19 protein-coding genes are annotated in these 20,980 nt (G+C 58.0%); 11 read left to right on the top strand and 8 right to left on the bottom strand.

Annotated features, from left to right (window positions below):
* Positions 1-13 precede the first annotated feature (13 nt).
* The 3 genes from M5B44_RS15785 to M5B44_RS15795 all read left to right on the top strand — a co-directional run bounded on the left by M5B44_RS15785 (position 14) and on the right by M5B44_RS15795 (position 2,114).
* Positions 14-493 carry a DUF1348 family protein gene (locus M5B44_RS15785; RefSeq protein WP_085709991.1) on the top strand — a complete coding sequence of 160 codons (480 nt, stop codon included), beginning with the start codon at positions 14-16 and terminating at the stop codon, positions 491-493.
* Positions 494-705: 212 nt separating this feature from the next.
* Complete coding sequence (locus tag M5B44_RS15790; RefSeq protein ID WP_248739804.1) at positions 706-1,227, top strand: hypothetical protein; 522 nt, start codon at positions 706-708, stop codon at positions 1,225-1,227.
* A 107-nt stretch (positions 1,228-1,334) separates the two neighbouring features.
* The gene (locus M5B44_RS15795) at positions 1,335-2,114 is read left to right on the top strand and encodes a TSUP family transporter (protein ID WP_248739805.1); all 780 of its coding nucleotides are present in this window, start codon (positions 1,335-1,337) and stop codon (positions 2,112-2,114) included.
* On the opposite strand, the gene nudC is transcribed toward M5B44_RS15795, so the two are convergent.
* The 3 genes from nudC to M5B44_RS15810 all read right to left on the bottom strand — a co-directional run bounded on the left by nudC (position 2,082) and on the right by M5B44_RS15810 (position 4,587).
* A complete protein-coding gene (gene nudC / locus M5B44_RS15800; protein ID WP_248739806.1) occupies positions 2,082-2,912 on the bottom strand; it encodes an NAD(+) diphosphatase in 831 nt (276 codons plus the stop codon). The two genes, M5B44_RS15795 and nudC, sit on opposite strands and share 33 nt — an antisense overlap.
* Positions 2,913-2,918: 6 nt before the next feature.
* Complete coding sequence (locus M5B44_RS15805) at positions 2,919-3,731, bottom strand: crotonase/enoyl-CoA hydratase family protein (protein ID WP_248739807.1); 813 nt, start codon at positions 3,729-3,731, stop codon at positions 2,919-2,921.
* A gap of 82 nt (positions 3,732-3,813) precedes the next feature.
* Complete coding sequence (locus tag M5B44_RS15810; protein WP_248739808.1) at positions 3,814-4,587, bottom strand: class I SAM-dependent methyltransferase; 774 nt, start codon at positions 4,585-4,587, stop codon at positions 3,814-3,816.
* A gap of 156 nt (positions 4,588-4,743) precedes the next feature.
* Between M5B44_RS15810 and M5B44_RS15815 the strand changes: the two genes are divergently transcribed.
* The 4 genes from M5B44_RS15815 to pncA all read left to right on the top strand — a co-directional run bounded on the left by M5B44_RS15815 (position 4,744) and on the right by pncA (position 7,258).
* Positions 4,744-5,277 carry a tetratricopeptide repeat protein gene (locus tag M5B44_RS15815; RefSeq protein WP_248739809.1) on the top strand — a complete coding sequence of 178 codons (534 nt, stop codon included), beginning with the start codon at positions 4,744-4,746 and terminating at the stop codon, positions 5,275-5,277.
* Between the two features lie 62 nt (positions 5,278-5,339).
* On the top strand, positions 5,340-5,825 hold the full coding sequence (locus M5B44_RS15820; RefSeq protein WP_114886697.1) for an RNA polymerase sigma factor: 486 nt from the start codon (positions 5,340-5,342) through the stop codon (positions 5,823-5,825).
* Positions 5,822-6,580 (top strand): anti-sigma factor family protein, encoded by a 759-nt coding sequence (locus M5B44_RS15825; protein ID WP_248739810.1) that lies wholly within the window; start codon positions 5,822-5,824, stop codon positions 6,578-6,580. Before M5B44_RS15820 ends, M5B44_RS15825 begins: the two co-directional genes overlap by 4 nt.
* Positions 6,581-6,631: 51 nt before the next feature.
* On the top strand, positions 6,632-7,258 hold the full coding sequence (gene pncA / locus M5B44_RS15830) for a bifunctional nicotinamidase/pyrazinamidase (protein ID WP_248739811.1): 627 nt from the start codon (positions 6,632-6,634) through the stop codon (positions 7,256-7,258).
* A 39-nt stretch (positions 7,259-7,297) separates the two neighbouring features.
* Here the strand turns inward: pncA and M5B44_RS15835 are convergent, their stop codons facing one another.
* Together M5B44_RS15835 and M5B44_RS15840 are read right to left on the bottom strand one after the other, a co-directional pair.
* Positions 7,298-8,599: an ATP-binding protein gene (locus tag M5B44_RS15835; RefSeq protein ID WP_248739812.1), complete on the bottom strand. Its 1,302-nt coding sequence runs from the start codon at positions 8,597-8,599 to the stop codon at positions 7,298-7,300.
* 4 nt (positions 8,600-8,603) lie between these two features.
* Positions 8,604-9,305, bottom strand: a complete 702-nt coding sequence (locus tag M5B44_RS15840) for a response regulator transcription factor (protein ID WP_007960391.1) — start codon at positions 9,303-9,305, stop codon at positions 8,604-8,606.
* 261 nt (positions 9,306-9,566) lie between these two features.
* Between M5B44_RS15840 and M5B44_RS15845 the strand changes: the two genes are divergently transcribed.
* The 4 genes from M5B44_RS15845 to M5B44_RS15860 all read left to right on the top strand — a co-directional run bounded on the left by M5B44_RS15845 (position 9,567) and on the right by M5B44_RS15860 (position 15,251).
* Complete coding sequence (locus M5B44_RS15845; RefSeq protein ID WP_134827046.1) at positions 9,567-10,724, top strand: efflux RND transporter periplasmic adaptor subunit; 1,158 nt, start codon at positions 9,567-9,569, stop codon at positions 10,722-10,724.
* A 15-nt stretch (positions 10,725-10,739) separates the two neighbouring features.
* Entirely contained in the window at positions 10,740-13,838 is a 3,099-nt protein-coding gene (locus tag M5B44_RS15850; protein WP_248739813.1) for an efflux RND transporter permease subunit, read from the top strand.
* Positions 13,839-13,917: 79 nt separating this feature from the next.
* Positions 13,918-14,559 carry a DUF1345 domain-containing protein gene (locus M5B44_RS15855; protein ID WP_114883288.1) on the top strand — a complete coding sequence of 214 codons (642 nt, stop codon included), beginning with the start codon at positions 13,918-13,920 and terminating at the stop codon, positions 14,557-14,559.
* Between the two features lie 224 nt (positions 14,560-14,783).
* Positions 14,784-15,251 carry a hypothetical protein gene (locus M5B44_RS15860; protein ID WP_248739814.1) on the top strand — a complete coding sequence of 156 codons (468 nt, stop codon included), beginning with the start codon at positions 14,784-14,786 and terminating at the stop codon, positions 15,249-15,251.
* A 49-nt stretch (positions 15,252-15,300) separates the two neighbouring features.
* On the opposite strand, the gene M5B44_RS15865 is transcribed toward M5B44_RS15860, so the two are convergent.
* From M5B44_RS15865 to M5B44_RS15875, 3 genes are all read right to left on the bottom strand, one after another.
* Entirely contained in the window at positions 15,301-17,709 is a 2,409-nt protein-coding gene (locus tag M5B44_RS15865) for an autotransporter outer membrane beta-barrel domain-containing protein (protein ID WP_248739815.1), read from the bottom strand.
* A 216-nt stretch (positions 17,710-17,925) separates the two neighbouring features.
* Positions 17,926-20,073 carry a hypothetical protein gene (locus M5B44_RS15870; RefSeq protein WP_248739816.1) on the bottom strand — a complete coding sequence of 716 codons (2,148 nt, stop codon included), beginning with the start codon at positions 20,071-20,073 and terminating at the stop codon, positions 17,926-17,928.
* Between the two features lie 76 nt (positions 20,074-20,149).
* Complete coding sequence (locus tag M5B44_RS15875) at positions 20,150-20,968, bottom strand: hypothetical protein (protein ID WP_248739817.1); 819 nt, start codon at positions 20,966-20,968, stop codon at positions 20,150-20,152.
* Positions 20,969-20,980 lie beyond the last annotated feature (12 nt).

Below are 20,980 nucleotides of genomic sequence, written 5' to 3' on the forward strand. Positions count from 1 at the left end.
TCGGGAGACAAACATGTCTACTGCAGCCGAAGTGCGTCCGCCATTGCCACCCTTCAACCGTGAATCGGCCATTGAAAAAGTTCGCCTGGCCGAGGATGGCTGGAACTCCCGCGACCCGCAGCGGGTGTCGCTGGCCTACACCCTGGATACCAAATGGCGCAACCGCGCCGAATTCGCCAACAACCGCGAAGAAGCCAAGGCTTTCCTGACCCGCAAATGGGCGAAGGAACTGGATTACCGCCTGATCAAGGAACTCTGGGCTTACTCCGACACCCGCATCGCCGTGCGCTACGCCTACGAATGGCACGACGACTCGGGCAACTGGTTCCGCTCCTACGGCAACGAAAACTGGGAATTCGACGAGCACGGCCTGATGTTCCAGCGATATGCCTGCATCAACGACATGCCGATCAAGGAAAGCGAACGCAAGTTCCATTGGCCGCTGGGTCGGCGCCCGGATGATCACCCGGGGTTGTCAGAGCTGGGTCTGTAACTGCGGACCTCGCTACTTCCGGTGGAAGCACGGATGCTTCCACTTAATGCTTTTCCTCAGAAACAGAAGTCAGTCGCTTTTATCGCAAAAGGTACTAATGGACTGTCAGTAATGACAGTAGCAGCCATAGAGGATCTATCAAATCATTGCCATGCAGCCAGATTTGGCCGAATTAACGGCCTCTCCTCTACCCATGACAGTGAGCGACTGATATGACCCAGAAAAACATGGTTCCAAATGGTGATTTCAGTACCGGTGATTTCAGCAAATGGATTCCACAAGGTTACGACACACCTATATCCGTCGAACGCCACAACGGTAACTATGCCGCACGCTTGGTCGGTGGTAGAAACCAGGGTCAGAGTCTGGCAACCGAGACCTTTCAAATTCATCCGGGAGAGTTCGATTTCAGTTTCCAGATCCAGGCTCCCGATGCCGCCCCGTTGCAAGGCACCAAGGATCGACGAATTCACCTCCCAGTCCTCGGCAAAACCTCCAACCCTCTGTTTCACGCGCACATCTATTACACCCTTTGGGCGACCAATCGCAACACTGGTGAACATGAACTATGGCCCGAAGTGCGCTTTATCGATTCGCAAACAAGAACGATGACGCTCAAAGGCACTATCCGGCCCGGTTACGAGTGGTTAAGTGTTCACTTCGCCATTCCCAACGATTTCTTTGGAAACAAAGGGCCGTATTTCATCGACAACGTCTGGTTCTCGACTATGTAGCCACTGACATTCAGACATTATTGGATCGATGAGTATCCCAGTCGCGATGAACGGGTGTTACAGCTATGATGACCGCCCGTTCCTGCCCTGCCGAATAAGCCGATTCCATGCCTTTCGAACTCAGCGTTGACCTCACCACCCTGGCCGTTCTGGCCCTTGTCGCTTTCATTGCCGGATTCATCGACGCCATCGCCGGCGGTGGCGGTCTGTTGACCACACCTGCGCTGCTCACCGCCGGCCTGCCGCCGCATCTGGTGTTGGGCACCAACAAGTTGAGTTCGACCTTCGGCTCGGCCACTGCCAGTTTCACCTTCTACCGACGCAAGCTGTTCCACCCACAGCAGTGGATGCACGCGATCATCGGCACGCTGGTCGGTGCGTTGACCGGCGCCATCGTCGCCCACTATCTGCCGGCGGAATGGCTGAACAAGATGTTGCCGGTGATCGTCTTCGCCTGCGGCCTGTACCTGTTGTTTGGCGGCACGCCGAAAGCGCCGCTGGACAGCGACGCACCGATCAAGAAAAAGTGGCAATCGACCCAGGGCTTCAGCCTCGGTTTCTACGACGGTGTGGCCGGCCCCGGCACTGGCGCCTTCTGGACCGTCAGCAGCCTGCTGCTCTACCCGATCGATCTGGTGAAGGCCAGCGGCGTGGCGCGCAGCATGAACTTCGTCAGCAACATTGCGGCGCTGTCGGTGTTCGTGTTTTCCGGGCAGGTGGACTGGATCATCGGCCTGAGCATGGGCCTGTCGGTGATGGTCGGCGCGTTCTTCGGGGCGCGCACCGCGATCAGCGGCGGCGCCAAGTTCATTCGTCCGGTGTTCATCACCGTGGTGCTGGGGTTGACCGTGCGTCTAGCCTGGCAGCACTGGTTCAGCGTGGCCTAAGCGCCGCGCAACGTAGACGTCGATCAGGTAACGTGCAATCGATTTTGACGCAGGCAACGGCGGCAGATCGTGCACGTTGAACCACTGGGCGTCTTCGATCTCGTCTTCCTGACAGACAATCTCGCCGCCGGCGTATTCGGCATGAAAACCCAGCATCATCGAGTGCGGGAACGGCCAGCACTGGCTGCCCATGTACTGGATGTTCTTCACTTCGATGCTGACTTCCTCGCGCACCTCGCGAATCAGGCAATCCTCGGCCGACTCCCCTGGCTCGGCAAACCCGGCCAGCGTGCTGTAGACCCCGGTGACGAAACGCGGCGAGCGCGCCAGCAGGACCTCATCGCCACGAGTCACCAGCACGATCATGCTTGGCGAGATGCGCGGGTAACTGCGCAAGTCGCACGGCTGGCAATACATCGCCCGCTCCCGTGCCACCTGAGTCATGGGCTGACCGCAGTTGCCGCAGAAACGGTGTTCACGGGCCCACGTCCCGATCTGCGCGGCGTAGCCCAGCACTTTGTAGATCGTGTGATCGCCATCGAGCATGAACGCCCGCAAGCCTTTCCAGTTACAGCCCGGCACCTCGCTGGCGCTGCGCAGTTCCAGCAGGTAGACCGGCTCGCCATCGAGGTGACCGATACCGTGCTCGGCAAGGATCGACAGGTCTTGGCGCTTGAGCCATTCCCGGGGGAACAGCGCGCCATTGTCATCGAACAGAAAACCCTCGGGGCTGCGCGCGACGGCCCAGCCGCCGGGTTGATCGGTGTCCAGTACTGCGGTGGTCCAGCGAGATGTCATGGTTTCTCAATCCAGAAATTCGGGTTTCTGTTTGCTCATATGGGCGGCCATGGCCACGCGCAAGTCGGTGGATTGCAACATGGCGGCGTTCCAGGTGGCAACGTACTCCAGACCATCGTCGATACGGTGGTCGCGCATGTAGCTGATCATTTCCTTGGTGCCGGTGACCGCGATCGGCGACTTGCCGGCGATGTCCCGGGCAATGTCCATCACGCCTTCGATCAGGCTGTCCTTGTCGCTGTAGACGCGATTGACCAGTCCGATGCCGCGGGCCTCTTCGGCGCCAAAGGTGCGACCGGTGTAAGCCAGCTCACGCAGCATGCCGTCACCGATGATCCGTGGCAACCGTTGCAAAGTGCCAACGTCGGCTGCCATGCCGATATCGATTTCCTTGATGGAGAATTGCGCGTCTTCCGCGGCGTAGCGCATATCGCAGGCTGCGATCAGATCGATCGCACCGCCCAGGCAATAACCCTGGATCGCGGCGAGCACCGGCTTGCGGCAATTGTCGACGGCATTGAACGAGGCTTGCAGGGTCAGGATCTTTTTGCGCAGCAGGCGCGCATTGCGGCCGACGTCCTTGCCCAGCTCATTGGCCACGCCGGCCAGCATCATCAGGTCGATGCCCGAGGAAAAATGTTTGCCGGCACCGCTGAGCACCACCACCCGCACTTCGTCGGTGTCGTCGATCCACTGGAACACCTCGACGATTTCGCTCCAGAACGCGGCGTTCATCGAGTTGATCTTTTCCGGACGGTTGATCTGCACATGGGCGATGTTGTCGGCCAGTTCGACGCTGAAGGCGGTGTATTGAGTCATGGCAGAAATCCTTTACCGGTCTGAAAATGAGGCCTGAACTATATCAAGGCCTCAGAACGGCGGTTCGGCCAAATGCAGGACTCTAGCCGCCCTTCACCGCCACGAACGCGGCAGTCTCGTAGGGCACGGTCATCACATCCCTGCCCCGCAGTTCGGGATCGGATGCGATCAACGCCCGCAACTGTTCATCGATCCGTGCACGCTCTGCATCCGGCAGCGCCGCGATGAAGCTGGTGGAACGCACCCGGTTGAAAATCACATCTTCCGGCGAGCCGGTATGACCATGGTGAAAATGTTCGGCCTGCAACGGCCCGAATGCCGGATGCGGGAACACTTTGCGCCAGGCGCCGGTGTAGTAACGCGGCGTGTCACCTTCCCGGGCGTTGACGATGGCATCGAGCTTGGGCACCCAGCCGACCCGGGTATCGCGCAGGTTCCAGATCAGCCCGAGCTTGCCGCCGGGCTTGAGCACCCGGGCGATTTCGTCCAGCGCCTCGGTGCTGGCGAACCAGTGAAAGGCCTGGGCGCAGACCACGGCATCCACCGAGGCGTCGGGCAATGGCAAATCGGTCGCCATGGCGCTGACGGCCAACACGTCGGGCCAGTTGGCAGACAGTTTTGCCAGCATCTGCGCCACCGGCTCCACGGCAATCACCTGGGCACCGGTCGCCACCAATCGTCCGGTGAACTTGCCGGTACCGGCGCCGAGGTCGATAACCGTCTTGTGGCCGTCCAGGTCCAGTGTTGTCGTCAGCCAATCGGTGACCGCCGGCGGATAGTCCGGCCGGCCTTTGACGTAGGTTTCCGCTGCGGTCTTGTAACCGGCGGCAGCGGAGTGATGAACCTGATCTTTCATGGCGCAACTCCCGGGGTAGAACGGCGGATTGACGACAGACGACACGAGCATAGCCCGCGACTTTGCGCTTTCCTTGAATGGCACCTGACAAAGCAATGAATAAAACTTCACCTTGCGGTGTTCAACGTGAAACAGACCCACTATGGAGCCTTGCCCATGACTTTCCGTTCCGTTATGTTCGCCGCCCCGTTGCTGATGGCCGCCATGTTGTCCAGCCCTTTGGCCCTGGCCCACGGTGATGAAGACGAGCCGGTGCAGAAACCCAACTGCCCGAAAGGTCAGGTGTACGACAGCAAAACGCAGAAATGCGTGACGCAGACCAGCAGCCTGGTACCGGACGCTGACCGCACCGATTACGCCTATCGCCTGGCCAAGGACGGCCGATATGAAGAAGCCCTGGCCTTGCTCGACACCCTGAAACAGCCGAACAACGCCAAGGCACTCAACTATCGCGGTTACGCCACGCGCAAACTGGGACGCACCGACGAAGGCATCGGTTATTACCTGCAATCGGTGAAACTTGATCCGCAGTACGCGCAAGTCCGCGAATACCTGGGCGAGGCTTATGTCATCAAGGGCCGCGTCGATCTCGCGCAGGAACAGTTGCAGCATATCCAGAAGATTTGCGGCACGACCTGCGAGGAATACCGGGACCTGGCCGAAGCCATCAACGATTCATCGAAAACCTGACACGACACGCGGAGGCGAACATTTTCAGCGATCAGGCCTTCAGAGCCGAACTCGGACAACACCTGGCGCGCCTGTGGCGCTACGGCTTGCTGCTGTCGCGCAACCGGCACGTGGCCGAGGATCTGGTGCAAGCCACCTGCGTGCGGGCGCTTGAACGTTCAGGCCAGTACGTGGCCGGCACGCGCATGGACCGCTGGCTGCTGAGCATCCTGCATTCGATCTGGCTCAATGAAGTGCGCGCCCGCCGGGTGCGCCAGGGCCAGGGCGTGGTGGACGCCGACAGCCAGCTGACATTCGACGGCGAATACGCCGCGCAGACCCACGTCATGGCGGCGCAGGTGATCCGCCGCGTCGATGCGCTGCCGGAAACCCAGCGCGAAACGGTGTACCTGGCCTATGTCGAAGGTCTGTCCTATCGCGAAGTCGCCGAGATCCTGCAAGTGCCGATCGGCACAGTCATGAGTCGTCTGGCCACCGCCCGCCTGAAACTGGCCGAATACCCACCGCTGCATGCGGTACCGAATACCCCCGCAGGAGACCGGCAATGAATACGCCTTCCGACGAGCAACTGGTGGCGTATCTGGACGATGAACTGGACCGCGAACAACGCAGCCAGCTCGACAGCCTCATCGCCGACGATCCGCTGCTCAATCTTCGGGTGCAGTGGCTGAGCCGCAGCAACCTGCCCTATCGCGACGCCTACGACGAACTGGCCCGACAGGCACCGCTCGATCGCCTGCAAGCCCGACTGGATGCCGCACCCTCCCCGCAACGCCCCGGCTTCAGTCGTCGCTGGTTCATCGGCGCGGCGGCAGCGGGCATGGTGCTCGCGGGTGTCGCGGCCGACCGTTTGTTCCTCGGCTGGCAAGCGCAGCAATCGCATAGCTGGCGTGAGTTGGTGGGCGATTACATGGCGCTGTATGTACCGCAAACCCTTGAACATCTGGCCACTGACGAAGCCTCGCAACTGGCGCAATTGCGCACGGTCGACGCGCGGCTGGGCCTGAGCCTGTCGCCAGCGAAACTGAAACTGCCCGGCGCGCAGTTCAAACGTGCGCAACTGCTCGAATACGACGGCGTGCCGATTGCACAGATGACCTGGCTTGATGCCGCCCACGGCCCGCTGGCACTGTGCGTTACCCGCTCCAACAGTGGCAGTCAGGCGCTGGCCCATGAACGCCGGCACGGGATGAACGTGGTGTACTGGACCGAACGCGAGCATGCCTGGATGTTGATCGGCCATAACCCGGCCACCGAACTGGAAGGTCTGGCGAAAATGTTTAAAGAGCGGCTGAGCACATGAGTCTGCCTGTCACTATGCTTGGCCAGTGATTATCCAGGGAGGAACCCTTACATGACGATTTCACCGCGCACTGCATTGCTGGTCATCGACGTCCAGAACGATTTCATTCCCGGTGGCCAGTTGGCCGTGCCCGAGGGTGACCGGATCGTTCCGCTGATCAACCGTCTCGCCGAACAGTTCAAGCAAGTGGTCATTGCCCAGGACTGGCACCCGGCGGGTCATGCCTCATTTGCCTCCAGCCATCCCGGTCGCCAGCCTTACGACGTGATTCAATTGCCGTACGGCGAGCAAACCCTGTGGCCGGATCACTGCATTCAGGGCTCACGCGGCGCCGAGTTTCACTCGGGACTCAACCTGCCCCACGCTCAATTGATCATCCGCAAGGGCTGCAACCCGGACATCGACAGTTATTCGGCGTTTCTGGAAGCAGATCGCGTCACGACCACAGGGCTGGCCGGATATCTGAAGGAACGCGGGATCGACACGGTGTACATGGTCGGCCTGGCGCTGGATTTCTGCGTGATGTTCTCCGCGCTGGACGCACGGGCGGCGGGGTTCAATACCTTTGTGGTGCTGGATGCCTGTCGGGCGATCGATATGAATGGATCACTGGCCTCGGCGATAGAACGGATGCAAGTGGCCGGGGTCGGGTTGATTCAATCCACTGAATTGCTCTGATCACGGATCGCTCCCGCGCCATACGCGGGAGCGATCGAATCAAACCGGAGTCGGCAACCAAAGCCTGAACCGCGCCCCACCCAACGGCGAACCTTCCACCGTCAACGTCCCGCCCTGGGCTTCCAGCGCCCGACGGCTGATCGCCAGTCCCAGGCCAAACCCGCCAGTGGCCCGGTCACGGCTGCGATCCAGCCGATAGAACGGCTCGAAAATTCGCTCCCGCTCGTCTTCCGGAATGCCGATGCCATCGTCATCCACCCAGATCTCACAGCCCTTCGGGCAGACCTGCACACCGATCTGAATGCGTTTTTCGCAATAGCGCATGGCGTTGCGCAGCAGGTTCTGAATCGCGCGAGCCGTCAAACGCGGGTCGAGGGAGAAGCGTTCCAGTTGATTGTGCAGCAACACATCAATGACGATTTCCGGTGATTCCAGTTCTTCGTCGACGCTGCCCAGAATGCTGTCGATGAACTCGTCCAGCGCCACTTCGACCTGCTCCGGCAAGCGCGCCGGGTTTTGCAGGCGGCTGTAGGACAGCAGCTCCAGCACCAGCTCATCCAGTTCACGAATGTGCGCGACCAGACCTTGCAGGCGTTCACGACTGGTTTGTGGCAAATCATCGGACAGCGCCAACGCCAGTCCGAAGTCCAGTCGGGTCAGTGGTGTACGCAGCTCATGGGACACAGCGTTGAGCAAGTCACGCTGTTGATTGAGCAGGTTTTCAATGTCGCCGGCCATGGTGTCGAAGACGTTGGCCAGGCTGCCGATGTTCGAACTCGAGCCGATTTGCGTACGTTCGCTCAAATGGCCCTTGCCGAAACGCTCGGCGGTGCCCTTCAGGCGTTCAAGATCACGCCAGTGCGGCCGCAGCCACAGCAACAGACACGCCAGCAAGCTCGCGCCGATCAGGACGTTGATGCTCCAGTACAGCAAGTTCACGTCCATCGGGTCCGGCGGCACCACCATTTGCACGGCGATCTCACCGTTCAGCGGCGTCACCGCCAGCGTCCGCCAGCCCCAGTCGCCGATGCGCACCACGTTTTCACCACGACGCAGGCGCTCTTGTTCGATCGGGGTGAAATCAGCGTTATCGATACGGGCGAGGACGATGTGCAGCGGCTGGAAATCCTTGTCCATCGAGGCGGCAACCGCCGGCCACTGATCCTGCGGCACCGCGCGAAACTGCTTGGTGATCAGCGATTGCAGGCCCCGGGAATAGTCGAGGTTGTAAGTCACGAAGCGATCCCTGAACGCCATCACCACCAGATCCGGCACCAGATAGATTGCCGCGCTGTAGGAAACGATCGTCACCAGATAAAGGCGAAACAGGATTCTGAACATCGACTCAGCATTCCCACTCGGAACGGCTGAACAGATAACCCTTGCCCCACACGGTCTTGATCTTGCGCGCTTCGCCCGCGTGGTCGTCGAACTTGCGTCGTAGCTTGGAAATTGCCACGTCCACCGAACGGTCGGTACCGTTGAACTCTATGCCGCGCAGGCGTTGCAGGATCTGGTCGCGACTCAGCACTTCACCGGCATGACGGGCCAGTACCACCAACAGGTTGTACTCGCCGCTGGACAGCTCCACCGGTTGTTCGCGCCAGGTCACGGTGCGTTCGGACAAATCAATGCACAGATTGCCCATCAGGATGCGGTCGTTGGCGGTCATCGGTTCGCCGAGGCTGCTGCGGCGCAACAACGTGCGTACTCGCGCTAGCAAGACCCTTGGCTCACAGGGCTTGGTGACGTAATCGTCGGCGCCCATTTCCAGGCCCAGCACCTGATCGTGGCTGTCGTCGCGGGCGGTAAGCATCAGGATGGGTAGCGTTGCCGAGTCGGCGCGCAACAGGCGACAGACCTGCAAACCGTCGAGGCCCGGTAGCATCAGGTCGAGAATCACCAGGTCCGGCGGATTGAGCCGCGCCCGTTCGCGCACATGGTCGCCCCGGCCGATCACGCTGACGGAATAGCCGTTGCGCTCGAGATAGCTGGAGATCAGTTCGGCGAGGGCGGTGTCGTCTTCGACCAGGAGGATGTTGGGCATTGATGATCCAGAAAGTGCTGTGGCGACTCATCATCCGCTATCGCGAGCAGGCTCGCTCCCACAAGGACTGTATTCCAAATGTGGGAGCGAGCCTGCTCGCGATGCTTTATCTGTCGCAATAAATTTCAAGGCGTAAAGGATATACGCCCTCACTCGTCCCTGAGCAAAACCCTTACACAATTTCACACAGCACCTACAAAGCTTCACCGCTACCTTCGGTGCCTGCCCGTAGGATGCGCACATCAATATTGGGGGTTGTACATGTCGAAGAATCTGCTGGCCGGGCTCGGCCTGATCGCATTGGCGCTGACGCTGAGTGCCTGTGGTAAATCCTCGAGCACCGAGGAACAGGCGCCGCCGGCCACCGTGCGGGTCGAAACCCTTGAGGCACGCCCCCTGTCGATCAGCAGCGAACTGAGCGGGCGCATTGCCGCGCCACGCATCGCCGAAGTCCGCGCCCGGGTCGCCGGTGTGGTGCTGCAACGCACCTATCGCGAAGGCAGCGACGTGAAAAAGGGCGACGTGCTGTTCCGCATTGACCCGGCACCGTTCAAGGCCGACCTGGACAGCGCCGAAGCCGCCCTGCGCAAGGCCGAGGCCAACGCCTTTCAGGCAAAACTGCAAGAGCAGCGCTACGCCCAGTTGATCGACGACAAGGCCATCAGCGCTCAGGACTACGACAACGCCCGCGCCAACGCCCGGCAGACCGCCGCCGACGTTGCCGCCAACAAGGCCGCTGTAGAACGGGCGAAACTGAATCTGGGTTACGCAACCGTCACCGCGCCGATCTCAGGCCGCGTCGGTCGTGCACTGGTCACCGAAGGTGCGCTGGTCGGTCAGAACGAAACCACGCCCATGGCGCTGATCCAGCAACTGAACCCGATCCACGCCGACCTCACCCAGTCGACCCGTGAATTGAATGAGTTGCGCCGGGCCTTCCGTTCCGGCCAGTTGCAGCAGGTCGGCCAGGATCAGGTCAAGGCCACGCTGATTCAGGACGACGGCAGCCTCTATCCGCTGCCGGGCAAGTTGCTGTTCAGCGACATCACGGTCGATCCGGGCACCGGGCAGATCGTTCTGCGCAGCGAATTCCCCAACCCGGATCTCGATCTGCTGCCCGGCAGTTATGTTCGTGTGCGTCTGGAACAAGGCGTGATTCAGCATGGCCTCACCGTGCCGCAACGTGCGGTGCAACGCGACAGCGCCGGTGTGGCGCAGGTGCTGACCGTCGACGATCAGATGCGCGTCGCCCTGCAACCGGTTCAGCTCGGCGCGGTGCAGAACGACCGCTGGATCGTCACCGGTGGCCTGAAGGCCGGCGACCGCGTGGTCATCGAAGGCCTGCAGCACGCCCGCCCCGGCGAAACCGTGCAGATCGACGACACCCCTCTTCCACTTGCCCAGACCTCTGGTCAGTAAGCAGGACGCTCTTCTATGCCGCAGTTCTTTATCGACCGCCCGGTGTTCGCCTGGGTCGTCGCGTTGTTCATCCTGTTGGCCGGTGCGCTGGCCATCCCGCAATTGCCGGTGGCGCAATACCCCGACGTCGCGCCGCCACAGATCGAAATCTATGCCGTGTACCCGGGCGCCTCGGCGCAGACCGTCGACGAAAGCGTGGTCAGCCTGATCGAGGAAGAGCTCAACGGCGCCGATCACCTGCTGTATTTCGAATCGCAAAGCAGCCTCGGCAGCGCCACGATCAAAGCCACGTTCCAGCCGGGCACCAACCCGGAACTGGCGCAGGTTGATGTGCAGAACCGTCTCAAGGTGGTCGAGTCGCGGCTGCCGCAAGCGGTCAACCAGCAAGGCTTGCAGGTGGAGAAAGTCTCTGCCGGTTTCCTGCTGCTGATCACCCTGACTTCCAGCGACGGCAAACTCGACGACGTAGCGCTCAGCGACTATCTGGCGCGCAACGTGATGAACGAGATCAAACGCATCGACGGCGTCGGCAAGGCCCAGTTGTATGGCGCCGAGCGGGCGATGCGGATCTGGGTCGACCCGCAGAAGCTGATCGGTTTCAACCTGACGCCGGCCGATGTCAACGCCGCCATCGTTGCGCAGAACGCTCAGGTGTCGGCGGGCAGCATCGGCGACCTGCCGAACCCGAGCACCCAGGAAATCACCGCGACGATTCTGGTCAAGGGGCAGCTGTCGACGCCGGAAGAGTTCGCCGACATCGTGCTCAAGGCCAATCCGGACGGCTCCACCGTGCGCATCAAAGATGTGGCGCGGGTCGAGATCGGCAGCCAGGAATACCAGTTCGGCACCCGCCTGAACGGCAAGCCGTCCACCGCCGTCGGCGTGCAACTGTCGCCGGGCGCCAACGCCCTCAGCACCGCAACGCTGATCCGCGCCAAAATGGATGAACTGTCGCGCTACTTCCCGACCGGCGTTGAATACAAGATCCCCTACGACACTTCGCCATTCGTGAAGGTCTCGATCACCAAAGTGGTCTACACCCTCGGCGAGGCGATGCTGCTGGTGTTTGCGGTGATGTTCCTGTTCCTGCAGAACATCCGCTACACGCTGATCCCGACGCTGGTGGTGCCGGTGGCGCTGATGGGCACCTTCGCGACCATGCTCGCGCTGGGTTTCTCGATCAACGTGCTGACCATGTTCGGCATGGTGTTGGCCATCGGCATTCTGGTGGACGACGCCATCGTGGTGGTGGAGAACGTCGAGCGAATCATGGCCACCGAAGGCCTGTCGCCGAAAGAAGCAACGCGCAAGGCGATGACCCAGATCACCGGCGCGATCATCGGCATCACGCTGGTGCTGGTGGCGGTGTTCATTCCGATGGCGTTCATGCAGGGTTCGGTGGGCGTGATTTACCGGCAGTTCTCGCTGTCGATGGCCACCTCGATCCTGTTCTCGGCTTTCCTCGCCCTGACCTTGACCCCGGCGTTGTGCGCAACCTTGCTCAAGCCGATCGCCAAGGGCGAGCATCACGAGAAAACCGGGTTCTTCGGCTGGTTCAACCGCCGCTTCGAGCAACTGACCGATCGTTATCAGGGCTGGGTCGGCTACGCGCTGAAACGCACCGGTCGTTATCTGCTGATCTACGTTGTGTTGCTGGTGGGTCTGGGCCTGTGCTTTGCGCGCCTGCCCTCCTCGTTCCTGCCGGTCGAGGATCAGGGTTACACCATCACCGACATTCAACTGCCACCGGGTGCGACCAAGAATCGTACGGTGCAGGTTGCCGAACAGCTTGAAGCGCACAACAGCGGCGAACCGGGCATCAGTGACAGCGTGGTGATCCTCGGTTTCAGTTTCTCCGGCAGCGGGCAGAACGCCGCACTGGCCTTCACCACACTCAAGGACTGGTCGCACCGTGGCAGCGACGACTCGGCAAGCTCGATTGCCGAGCGTGCCAACATCGCCCTGAGCCAGATCAAGGACGCGATGGCATTCTCTGTACTGCCACCGCCAGTTGACGGTCTCGGCACTTCCAGCGGCTTCGAGTTCCGTCTGCAGGATCGTGGCGGCCTCGGTCATGCGACCCTGATGGAGGCGCGCACCCAACTGCTGGAAGCCGCCGAGAAAAGTCCGATTCTGATGAACGTCCGTGAAAGCGCACTGGCCGAAGCGCCGCAAGTGCAGCTGGAAGTGGACCGCAAACAGGCCAACGCGCTGGGCATTTCCTTCGCCGACGTCGGCAACGTGCTGTCCACCGCCATCGGCTCTTCCTACGTCAACGACTTCCCCAATCAGGGGCGGATGCAACGCGTGGTCGTACAGGCCGAAGGCGACCGTCGCAGTCAGGTCGATGACTTGCTGAAGATGCACGTGCGCAACGACGCCGGGAAAATGGTACCGCTGTCGGCATTCGTCCGAGCCACCTGGACTCAGGGCCCGGCGCAGCTGACCCGTTACAACGGTTACCCGGCGATCTCGATTTCCGGCGAACCGAAACCCGGCCACAGCACTGGCGAAGCCATGGCGGAGATCGAACGTCTGGTAGCGCAAGGGCCGAAAGGCATGGGTCAGGAATGGACCGGTCTGTCGTTGCAGGAACGTTTGTCCGGCAGTCAGGCGCCGATTCTGCTCGGTCTGTCGCTGCTGATCGTGTTCCTGTGCCTGGCGGCGTTGTACGAGAGCTGGTCGATTCCGACGTCCGTGCTGCTGGTGGTGCCGCTCGGTGTGCTTGGCGCAGTGCTGGCGGTGACGTTGCGCGGGATGCCCAACGATGTGTTCTTCAAGGTCGGCCTGATCACCATCATCGGCCTGTCGGCGAAGAACGCGATCCTGATCATCGAGTTCGCCAAGAGCCTGTATGACGAAGGCCACGATCTGATTGACGCCACGTTGCAAGCGGCGCGTCTGCGGTTGCGGCCGATTGTCATGACCTCGCTGGCGTTCATTCTGGGCGTTGTACCGCTGGCGATTGCCACGGGCGCGAGCTCGGCGAGCCAGCAAGCGATTGGCACCGGGGTGATTGGCGGGATGATTACCGCAACATTGGCAGTCATCTTCGTGCCAGTGTTCTTCGTTGTCGTGATCAAGCTTGTGCGCCGGTTCACCAAGCCTGATTGATTGAGCGCTCCCGGCGCGGTGGCCACAGGTCGCCGCGCTGGGCTAAGGTGTCTGAACCACCCTGGCCCATCGAGTCCCCATGCGCTTCCTCGCCCGCACCCACCCTCGCCTCTCCGCTGCCGCACTGCTCGGCCTTGCCGCAGGCCTCCTGGCCCCGGCGGAATCCGTCATCAGCAAAATCCTCATCGGCTGGAACGCCGGGGTCTGGACTTACCTGATCCTGATGCTTTGGCTGACCATCCGCGCCAAAGCACCGGACGTCAAACGCATTGCCGAAGTCGAGGATGAAAATGCCGGGCTGGTGCTGTTCGTTGTCTGCATTGCCGCATTGGCGAGCCTGGCCACCATTACCGTCGAGCTGGCCGGCAGCAAGGACCTGGAAACCACCCGCAAACTCCTGCATTACGGTTTTACCGCGCTGACGGTCATCGGTTCGTGGTTGCTGATCGGGGTGATTTTCTGCGTTCACTATGCCCGGCTGTTTTACACCTGGGACGGCAAGGAGCCTGCACTGCGCTTTGCCGAAGGCCTGACAACGCCCAACTATTGGGACTTCCTGTACTTCTCGTTCACCATCGGCGTGGCGGTGCAGACAGCGGATGTCGGTGTGGCCACGCGGGAGATCCGCAAGATCGTGCTGGCACAGTCGTTGATCGGGTTTGTGTTCAACACGGCGATTCTGGGGTTCTCAATTAATATTGCTGCTGGCTTGTTCGGCTAATGAAAGTTTCTTTCCAAAGTCGATGGCGCATATCCAATCTGTCACGATGCTTGTTTTTTTATATAGCGGAAATGTATAAAAACCAATCCATACTTTCTTCCATCTGCCTACCTGTCAACTCTGACAGTATACAAAATCAAGTACTCGCGCTTATATAGTCCATCCATGCTTTAGGCTGGATCCGGCTTATGGATTAGTTCCCCCTTAACTCTGGAGAAACATTCATGAATGCGCTAGTAAAACCACAAATCAGACTCGTCAACTCATTCACTGCAAAAGTACTTCGCAATGGAGACACTGAAGATTTCGCCGCAAAATTTTTCACTCTTGAGCTTAAAGACCTACCGGACCTAGGTGGGCACTATTGGGTGTTTGCTGCCGAATACACCGTAAGAGTAGATGAGAATCGAGTTGACAAGAAAACTATTACTTTAGCCCTTCCAGAAAAATCAAAATCAGGCGAATTTTTTATTCCGGACGACCCGAAGGGTCTGTACATCGACTATACCGACACCTCTGACCCAGAGCCGTATATTCATACAGCGACGAAAGGCACGGTGATATTGACACTCGGCTACAAAGGAGATGAATTGAGCAACATATCAGGCAAGATGGACATCACAGTCAGTGATACGGATGGACAGTCATTCATGATCTCCGGGGATCTGACTTATAGCACTTCTGTCATTTGACCCGTTTCATTGAAAAACAAAAAAGGAAGCAATCGCTTCCTTTTTTATTCTAGAAACTGTAACTCAACCCTACACTCGCACCCCATTCCTGGCTGACCGTCTTCCCTTTGCTGGAACTGACTTCGGAGTATACCTGCCAGCTTTTCCGCGCTGGCACCCAGTTGATGCCTGCGCCCAACTCCACGCTTGTGGACGAAAGATCATTAGTAAAGTCGGTCCCATTTACACTGACTTCGTTATTTTTTATAAATTCATGCGCCAGGGCTACCTTTAACCGAGGCTGCAGTTCTCCGCCGCGATCCAGGCGAATTTGACTACCGACCGATGTCCCTACCTTGCCTACGAGTGAGCGTGCGTGATCATTGCTCACTCGCATGCCATTATCAAGCGTGTAGTCCTTGCCCTGCGCAACGGCAGCGGCAACCTGGGTAAAAGGTTCAATAAAAATTCCGTTATCAAACGCAACATATTTACCCACTTCAACAGAGCCGCTCACAGCAAGATTTTTATAGTGTCCTTTGGTGCGAGTTCCATCGCTCATGGTGATTTTGGCACTGTTGTCAAACTGGTTGATCTTGCTCACCGTATCGACATAATAACCACTTCGAGCATCGTACCAGGTCAGATAACCACCCGCGTAGTAACTGTCGATTGCAGCAGTGCTCCCCCACTTCAGATCCATATCAGTCTTGCTGTAGCCGCCGAATCCACCAATAAGCCATTGCCCATCACCAAACGGAAATGGCGTGTCGGCCCCCACTGATATCCCACGCTGTTTTTGTGAGAAACCGTCACCATAGGCGTTAGCCACGTTGTACTGGTTCGCATAGCTGCGGATCCATACACCGGAGGGGGATTCGCCAGTGGCCCGCGTCAAGGTATTGGGCTCGCTGCCACTCAACCGTCGGTCACCAAGACGACTATTCAACGTGGTCATTTCCGAGTACAGGATAGTCGGCGCGGTGCCGGCAATCGCCAGGGCTGCATTGGTACCGGTACTGACGACTTCCTTGTCTGGCGCCAGGTACACCCCGCCATTTTCGCTCAATAGTTTGTAGGTGAAAGTGCCTGCATCTACCGGTCGCCCGTTATACAGGCTGAATGCGGCGTCTCCCGTGTTAACGCTACCGACTTTTACCGCGTTGCCTGTTGCAAATTCAGTTCCGCTCGCGGCAACCCGCAGTTGATGATTACCTGTCGCCGTACCGGTCACATTGAAGAAGTCGCTCTTGTCAGCAGCAAAATCTGCTCTTATATCAAACAAACCATTACCAGACAGGTTGACAATATCCAGCGTTTTGAAATCGCCACCAGTACCCAGAACAACATTACCGCCATTGAGGTGCAACCTATTGAGCTGGTTATTACCTGCCATGGTCCACCGGGAGCCGTTGCTGATATCTACACGCGAAGAATTAACAATATCCCCGACTATCGCAGAGCCGTTATCAATCAGCACTGAGGAACCGCCGGCCACGCCACCGACCACATTCCCTTTGAGAGAGCTTTGATTATTCAAGCTGATCACTGCTACGTTATTCAGATTACCAGTCAACGAACTGGCGTTTTGCAAAGAAATATTGGTGGTTGCTCCACCTGTCACGACCACATCGCCTTTCAGTACGGCATTGTCAGCAGTAAGATTTACCGTTCCCCCGTTACCGACTTCCAGAAAATTACCATTCCCGCCGGTCAAACTGGCGCCATTGAGTATATGGATATTGGTAGCAATTGGGCGTCCGCTGGGGTCCACGGAAATAGCTGCGCCACTTCCCCCTGTCACCTTCGTGCCATCCAGTACAAGTGTATTGGCCTGACTGATGAAGTTATCGCCACTCAGAAGTATGCCGTTAAGCCCGCCTTCCATTCGCCCCCCTTTAGCGAAGACATCTCCACTCGCGAGACGCAATCCGTAGCCCGTAGAGCTCTGAGACACCAGGTCTGAGTTGCTCATATTGAGTGTGGTTTGTGCGCTGACCACGGCTCCACTTGTCCCACCCATTACAGTGCTACCGGACAACGAGACCACCGTCGTAAGTGGAGAATTGGGCACCCGAGCAACTTGTAGCCCAGCACCATCACTTGTGATGGTGCTGTTGTTGATCGTTGCCGTCGAGTTGGTGATTGTGACCCCTGGCTGATTTGCTCGAGCAATGACGGTCGCTTTGTCAAGCGTGACAGTGGAACCATTATTAGCTCTGATATCCTGCAACGTGCCAGTATTGACCACCAACTGTGCCGCATTCGTAGAAATATTAAGAGTGGTAGCGTCATTAACTGTTAACGTCGCACCTTGACCAACAATGAAATCCTCCACAGGCGCTCCGTTGTTGATAGTCTCGTCAACAATAATGGGTCGAGCCTCGGCAAAAGATGTAATCAGGAGGGAAAGTGCAACAAGGCACAGCTTTTCTTTGTGAGGAACAGATACGTCTGTCGAACCAATGTGCGAAGCCATAAGAATAACCACTCGGAGGTATCATATTGTTGACCAGGATGACTCACTCATCAGAGCAGTCCGACCCGAAAGCGCACGCAAGACTACAGACCAGCCGCCTACGTTTATGTAGGATTAATCCTCAAGTCATGGAGGGTAAATCCGGATCTATCCGAAGACAGATAACGCAAGGAGGCACTTTCATGCCTCCTTGTCATTCATGGAACTCCGTACGCGTCACCTCACCTCGTGACAGAACTCACGATTGCCGTTCACCAGTGAAACCATTTTCACGGTGGCGTTCGAAGTGGCTTTTGTACCGTCTGTCCATTCCACCGAATACTTGAGCGATGCATAAGTAATGGGTGGAGGGGGCGCAGGGAAAGGATCCGGCCGAGTCTGGATAGGTACGATTTTAGTCAGATACTCAGCAATCGACCCAACGATCCCCGTCGTGGCTTCATTACCCGTCACTGGAATGACAACATCCTGGTCCGTACCGGCGATCGGCCCCGTCCCGTCAGCATTACTTGTTCCGACCCAATGCGCAGTGATGCTCTTCAAGCCTGCCAGAACCGGGCCTGCTGCTGTCTTGAATGTGAGAGAAGGGAATTCAGGTTTGTTTCCCCTGACAAATCCAACGGTCGGGCAGTTGATCGTTGTGGTGAGATACAGTCTTTCAATTTCAGGAGCTGGTACCTCTTTTCTGACCGTTGTCACGGTCACCGTTTCATCGAGTGAGCGTTGCAGGTTGATGCCACCGATATACGAACAACTCCAGTATGTAAGCTTGTCCCCCGCACCACCGCTGACAACCTCTGCAGCCGGCAGCTCACCTTCATATTGAGTCAATCCATCAGGGGAAAATTCGGCGATCGGCTTCCCGTTGTAATACCAGGTACCAACAGTGTTGGCAGGCAATTCGGCGCTGCCGGTCGGCATAGGGATGACGACCTTCGGATTTGTAACCAGGTCACCTGGCCCAAGGATATTGAGCAGATTGTCGACACCACGCAGTTGTACCTTGGCGAAATTGCGGTTGATCACGCTGGGGTCATCCGGGTTCTCACCTGGATAGGACAAATCCAGATCCGGCGTAGCCGGCGGGGAGTCTTTGGTCTGGATACCTCGTACCCAGGTCCATTTGAAGATCAGAGGAATTTCCCGGGCATCCGGGTCTCCGCCCGTTTCGGTGGCATAGATCAACTTAAGATCTGCGTACTTCATTCTGAACACCAACTCATTGTTGGTTCCAAACGCGTCCACCGGCGGAACAAGATCAAGGGTTTCATAGCCTTCTACGAAGACCGTAGCCTGATCCGTATCTTGAGTATTGAGCGGTCGAGCGACCCTGACGGTGATACCGTCTGGCTCGGCATCCTCGGCATCCTTGATATCGATCGTGTTATCTCCGGCCTGGCTAGCGGCATCAACCACAGGAGGCGCAGGCACAGGCAGGGGCACAAACTCGACGATTCGGCTGTTGGCAAGCATATCGAGGCTGCGGTTACCGGCCACATCCTCATAGGCCATGATCAGCCAACAGGTTCCGTTTGGCAGTTTGCCGATCTCTGATGCGGGTATTGAGACTTTTCCGTCCGCAGGCACCGGGTCAACAATCAACGTGGGTACAAGCTGGCGTGATGGCCGCAAGTTCGGACTCAGATAAATAAAGGCCTTATCCGTCGCCTTGCGGTCCCACTTGGCGTCAGTGACCGGGAGCGTGAATTCCATCCCGGTGGTTGCGATGGCTCCCAGATAAGCGCTATCAATTTTGGCACCGGGGGGTAACGGAAAGTCGATACGAGTTGGAGGGGCGAGTCGTACATCGCCCTTGTTGTGAAAAGGAGCATAAATATCGACGTAATAATCCGCGATCTCAGAGTATTGCGGGTTGCCATCCAAGGATCCGGAGCTCTGGATTTTCCAGTGCGTGGGCGAAACTGATCCCGTAGCTGGAAGGTCCGTCAATTTGCCCGCAGGTATCGTGACGTTCCAGGCGCTCGGGCGATTTGCAACCGGAGGCGCCGCTTCAGTATGGAGTACTTCCCAAGCCCATTCCTCCGGCTTGTCGGGATCATCCACACCGTCCTTAAAAGGGTAGCCCTCGATCACCACCATATCCCGGTCATTCGGAAACTCCCAGCCGGAAACCCTCAATGTGACAGGCAGATCCGGCTGGCGAGCGGCTGTCGTGGTTCCCGCTTGCGCCGCAGTACTTTTTAACAACGCGACCGGAACCGTGCCTCCATCCGGCACACCGACGATCACGGGCTTCGGTGAATCCGCCTGTACTCCGCCTGCACTCAGTCTTTTTTGCCTGAGTGCTACCCGAGAGTTTTCGGCAGCCTGTTGAACCGCATTCAACTTCATATCGATTGTCATGTGACAGTTCCTTTCGTCTAGTAGTGATACCCGCACTAACACATTTCATTAACCAACATCGAACACACGCCATTGATCATGATCCACAGAAATAACTTTTCCCGGGGATGGTACGATCAATCTTTACGAGTCCCGCAGCGGACTTGGCAATAAGTGATCCTTTACGGTAAATCGAATATACCGCGAGGACTGAGGCGTCCTTTTCCAACGGCTCTATAAAATTCTTGAAATCAGTTATTCGAAACTCATAATCGCCAATCACATCCTGCGCTGTCAGTGTTTTAATCACCGTATGCGAGAAAAGCGCAGTTCCGGATCCATTCAGTGTTTTATATCCTGACCACAAAAGATGCAGTTCATCATCTACCTGCCAGTTTGTTTTTGTGGGTAACGGAATCCGCACAATCACGACCACCCAAATTGGCGGCTGGGTAGAACAGTTCAGGTATCCCCACAGTGTAGCGGCCGGGAAAACGGGCTCAGGCAGCAAGACCACAGGCAAACGCCTGACAGTAAGATCCCGGGGATCGGAATAAGCGTGATTACCGGTGGTAACAGTTTCATACGTAAGTCGATACGTACCATCGATCGAGAAGTACTTCGGATCAATGACCGGACGATACTCTGGCTGAGTGAGAGGGCTGATATAAGTACCGTGAAAAACCTCCATGCCATTCAAATACAGATACAGTTCATTCGGCAATCCGTCCGGGGAAGGTGAATCCCATCGTGGAACAATTACAGTCAATCCATTTTGATGGGCAATATCGAGGATGACCCAGTTCGCATCGACTTCCACGACACCGGGAGGTGCATAGTCCAGTATCGAGACAGGATCAGCTGAGGCGGGGCTGACCACAGTTTTTTCATCAGCCGGTGATTTTTTCTCGGACATTGGGGGCTGCCT

The sequence above is a fragment of the Pseudomonas sp. MWU12-2029 genome, from assembly GCF_023242425.1.
Classification (GTDB): domain Bacteria; phylum Pseudomonadota; class Gammaproteobacteria; order Pseudomonadales; family Pseudomonadaceae; genus Aquipseudomonas; species Aquipseudomonas kribbensis.

Bases quoted from the DNA above. Each gene is read 5' to 3' on its own strand.
- M5B44_RS15785 (WP_085709991.1), top strand. From the start codon at position 14: ATGTCTACTGCAGCCGAAGTGCGTCCGCCATTGCCACCCTTCAACCGT.
- M5B44_RS15790 (WP_248739804.1), top strand. From the start codon at position 706: ATGACCCAGAAAAACATGGTTCCAAATGGTGATTTCAGTACCGGTGAT.
- M5B44_RS15795 (WP_248739805.1), top strand. From the start codon at position 1,335: ATGCCTTTCGAACTCAGCGTTGACCTCACCACCCTGGCCGTTCTGGCC.
- nudC (WP_248739806.1), bottom strand. From the start codon at position 2,912: ATGACATCTCGCTGGACCACCGCAGTACTGGACACCGATCAACCCGGC.
- M5B44_RS15805 (WP_248739807.1), bottom strand. From the start codon at position 3,731: ATGACTCAATACACCGCCTTCAGCGTCGAACTGGCCGACAACATCGCC.
- M5B44_RS15810 (WP_248739808.1), bottom strand. From the start codon at position 4,587: ATGAAAGATCAGGTTCATCACTCCGCTGCCGCCGGTTACAAGACCGCA.
- M5B44_RS15815 (WP_248739809.1), top strand. From the start codon at position 4,744: ATGACTTTCCGTTCCGTTATGTTCGCCGCCCCGTTGCTGATGGCCGCC.
- M5B44_RS15825 (WP_248739810.1), top strand. From the start codon at position 5,822: ATGAATACGCCTTCCGACGAGCAACTGGTGGCGTATCTGGACGATGAA.
- pncA (WP_248739811.1), top strand. From the start codon at position 6,632: ATGACGATTTCACCGCGCACTGCATTGCTGGTCATCGACGTCCAGAAC.
- M5B44_RS15835 (WP_248739812.1), bottom strand. From the start codon at position 8,599: ATGTTCAGAATCCTGTTTCGCCTTTATCTGGTGACGATCGTTTCCTAC.
- M5B44_RS15840 (WP_007960391.1), bottom strand. From the start codon at position 9,305: ATGCCCAACATCCTCCTGGTCGAAGACGACACCGCCCTCGCCGAACTG.
- M5B44_RS15845 (WP_134827046.1), top strand. From the start codon at position 9,567: ATGTCGAAGAATCTGCTGGCCGGGCTCGGCCTGATCGCATTGGCGCTG.
- M5B44_RS15850 (WP_248739813.1), top strand. From the start codon at position 10,740: ATGCCGCAGTTCTTTATCGACCGCCCGGTGTTCGCCTGGGTCGTCGCG.
- M5B44_RS15855 (WP_114883288.1), top strand. From the start codon at position 13,918: ATGCGCTTCCTCGCCCGCACCCACCCTCGCCTCTCCGCTGCCGCACTG.
- M5B44_RS15860 (WP_248739814.1), top strand. From the start codon at position 14,784: ATGAATGCGCTAGTAAAACCACAAATCAGACTCGTCAACTCATTCACT.
- M5B44_RS15865 (WP_248739815.1), bottom strand. From the start codon at position 17,709: ATGGCTTCGCACATTGGTTCGACAGACGTATCTGTTCCTCACAAAGAA.
- M5B44_RS15870 (WP_248739816.1), bottom strand. From the start codon at position 20,073: ATGACAATCGATATGAAGTTGAATGCGGTTCAACAGGCTGCCGAAAAC.
- M5B44_RS15875 (WP_248739817.1), bottom strand. From the start codon at position 20,968: ATGTCCGAGAAAAAATCACCGGCTGATGAAAAAACTGTGGTCAGCCCC.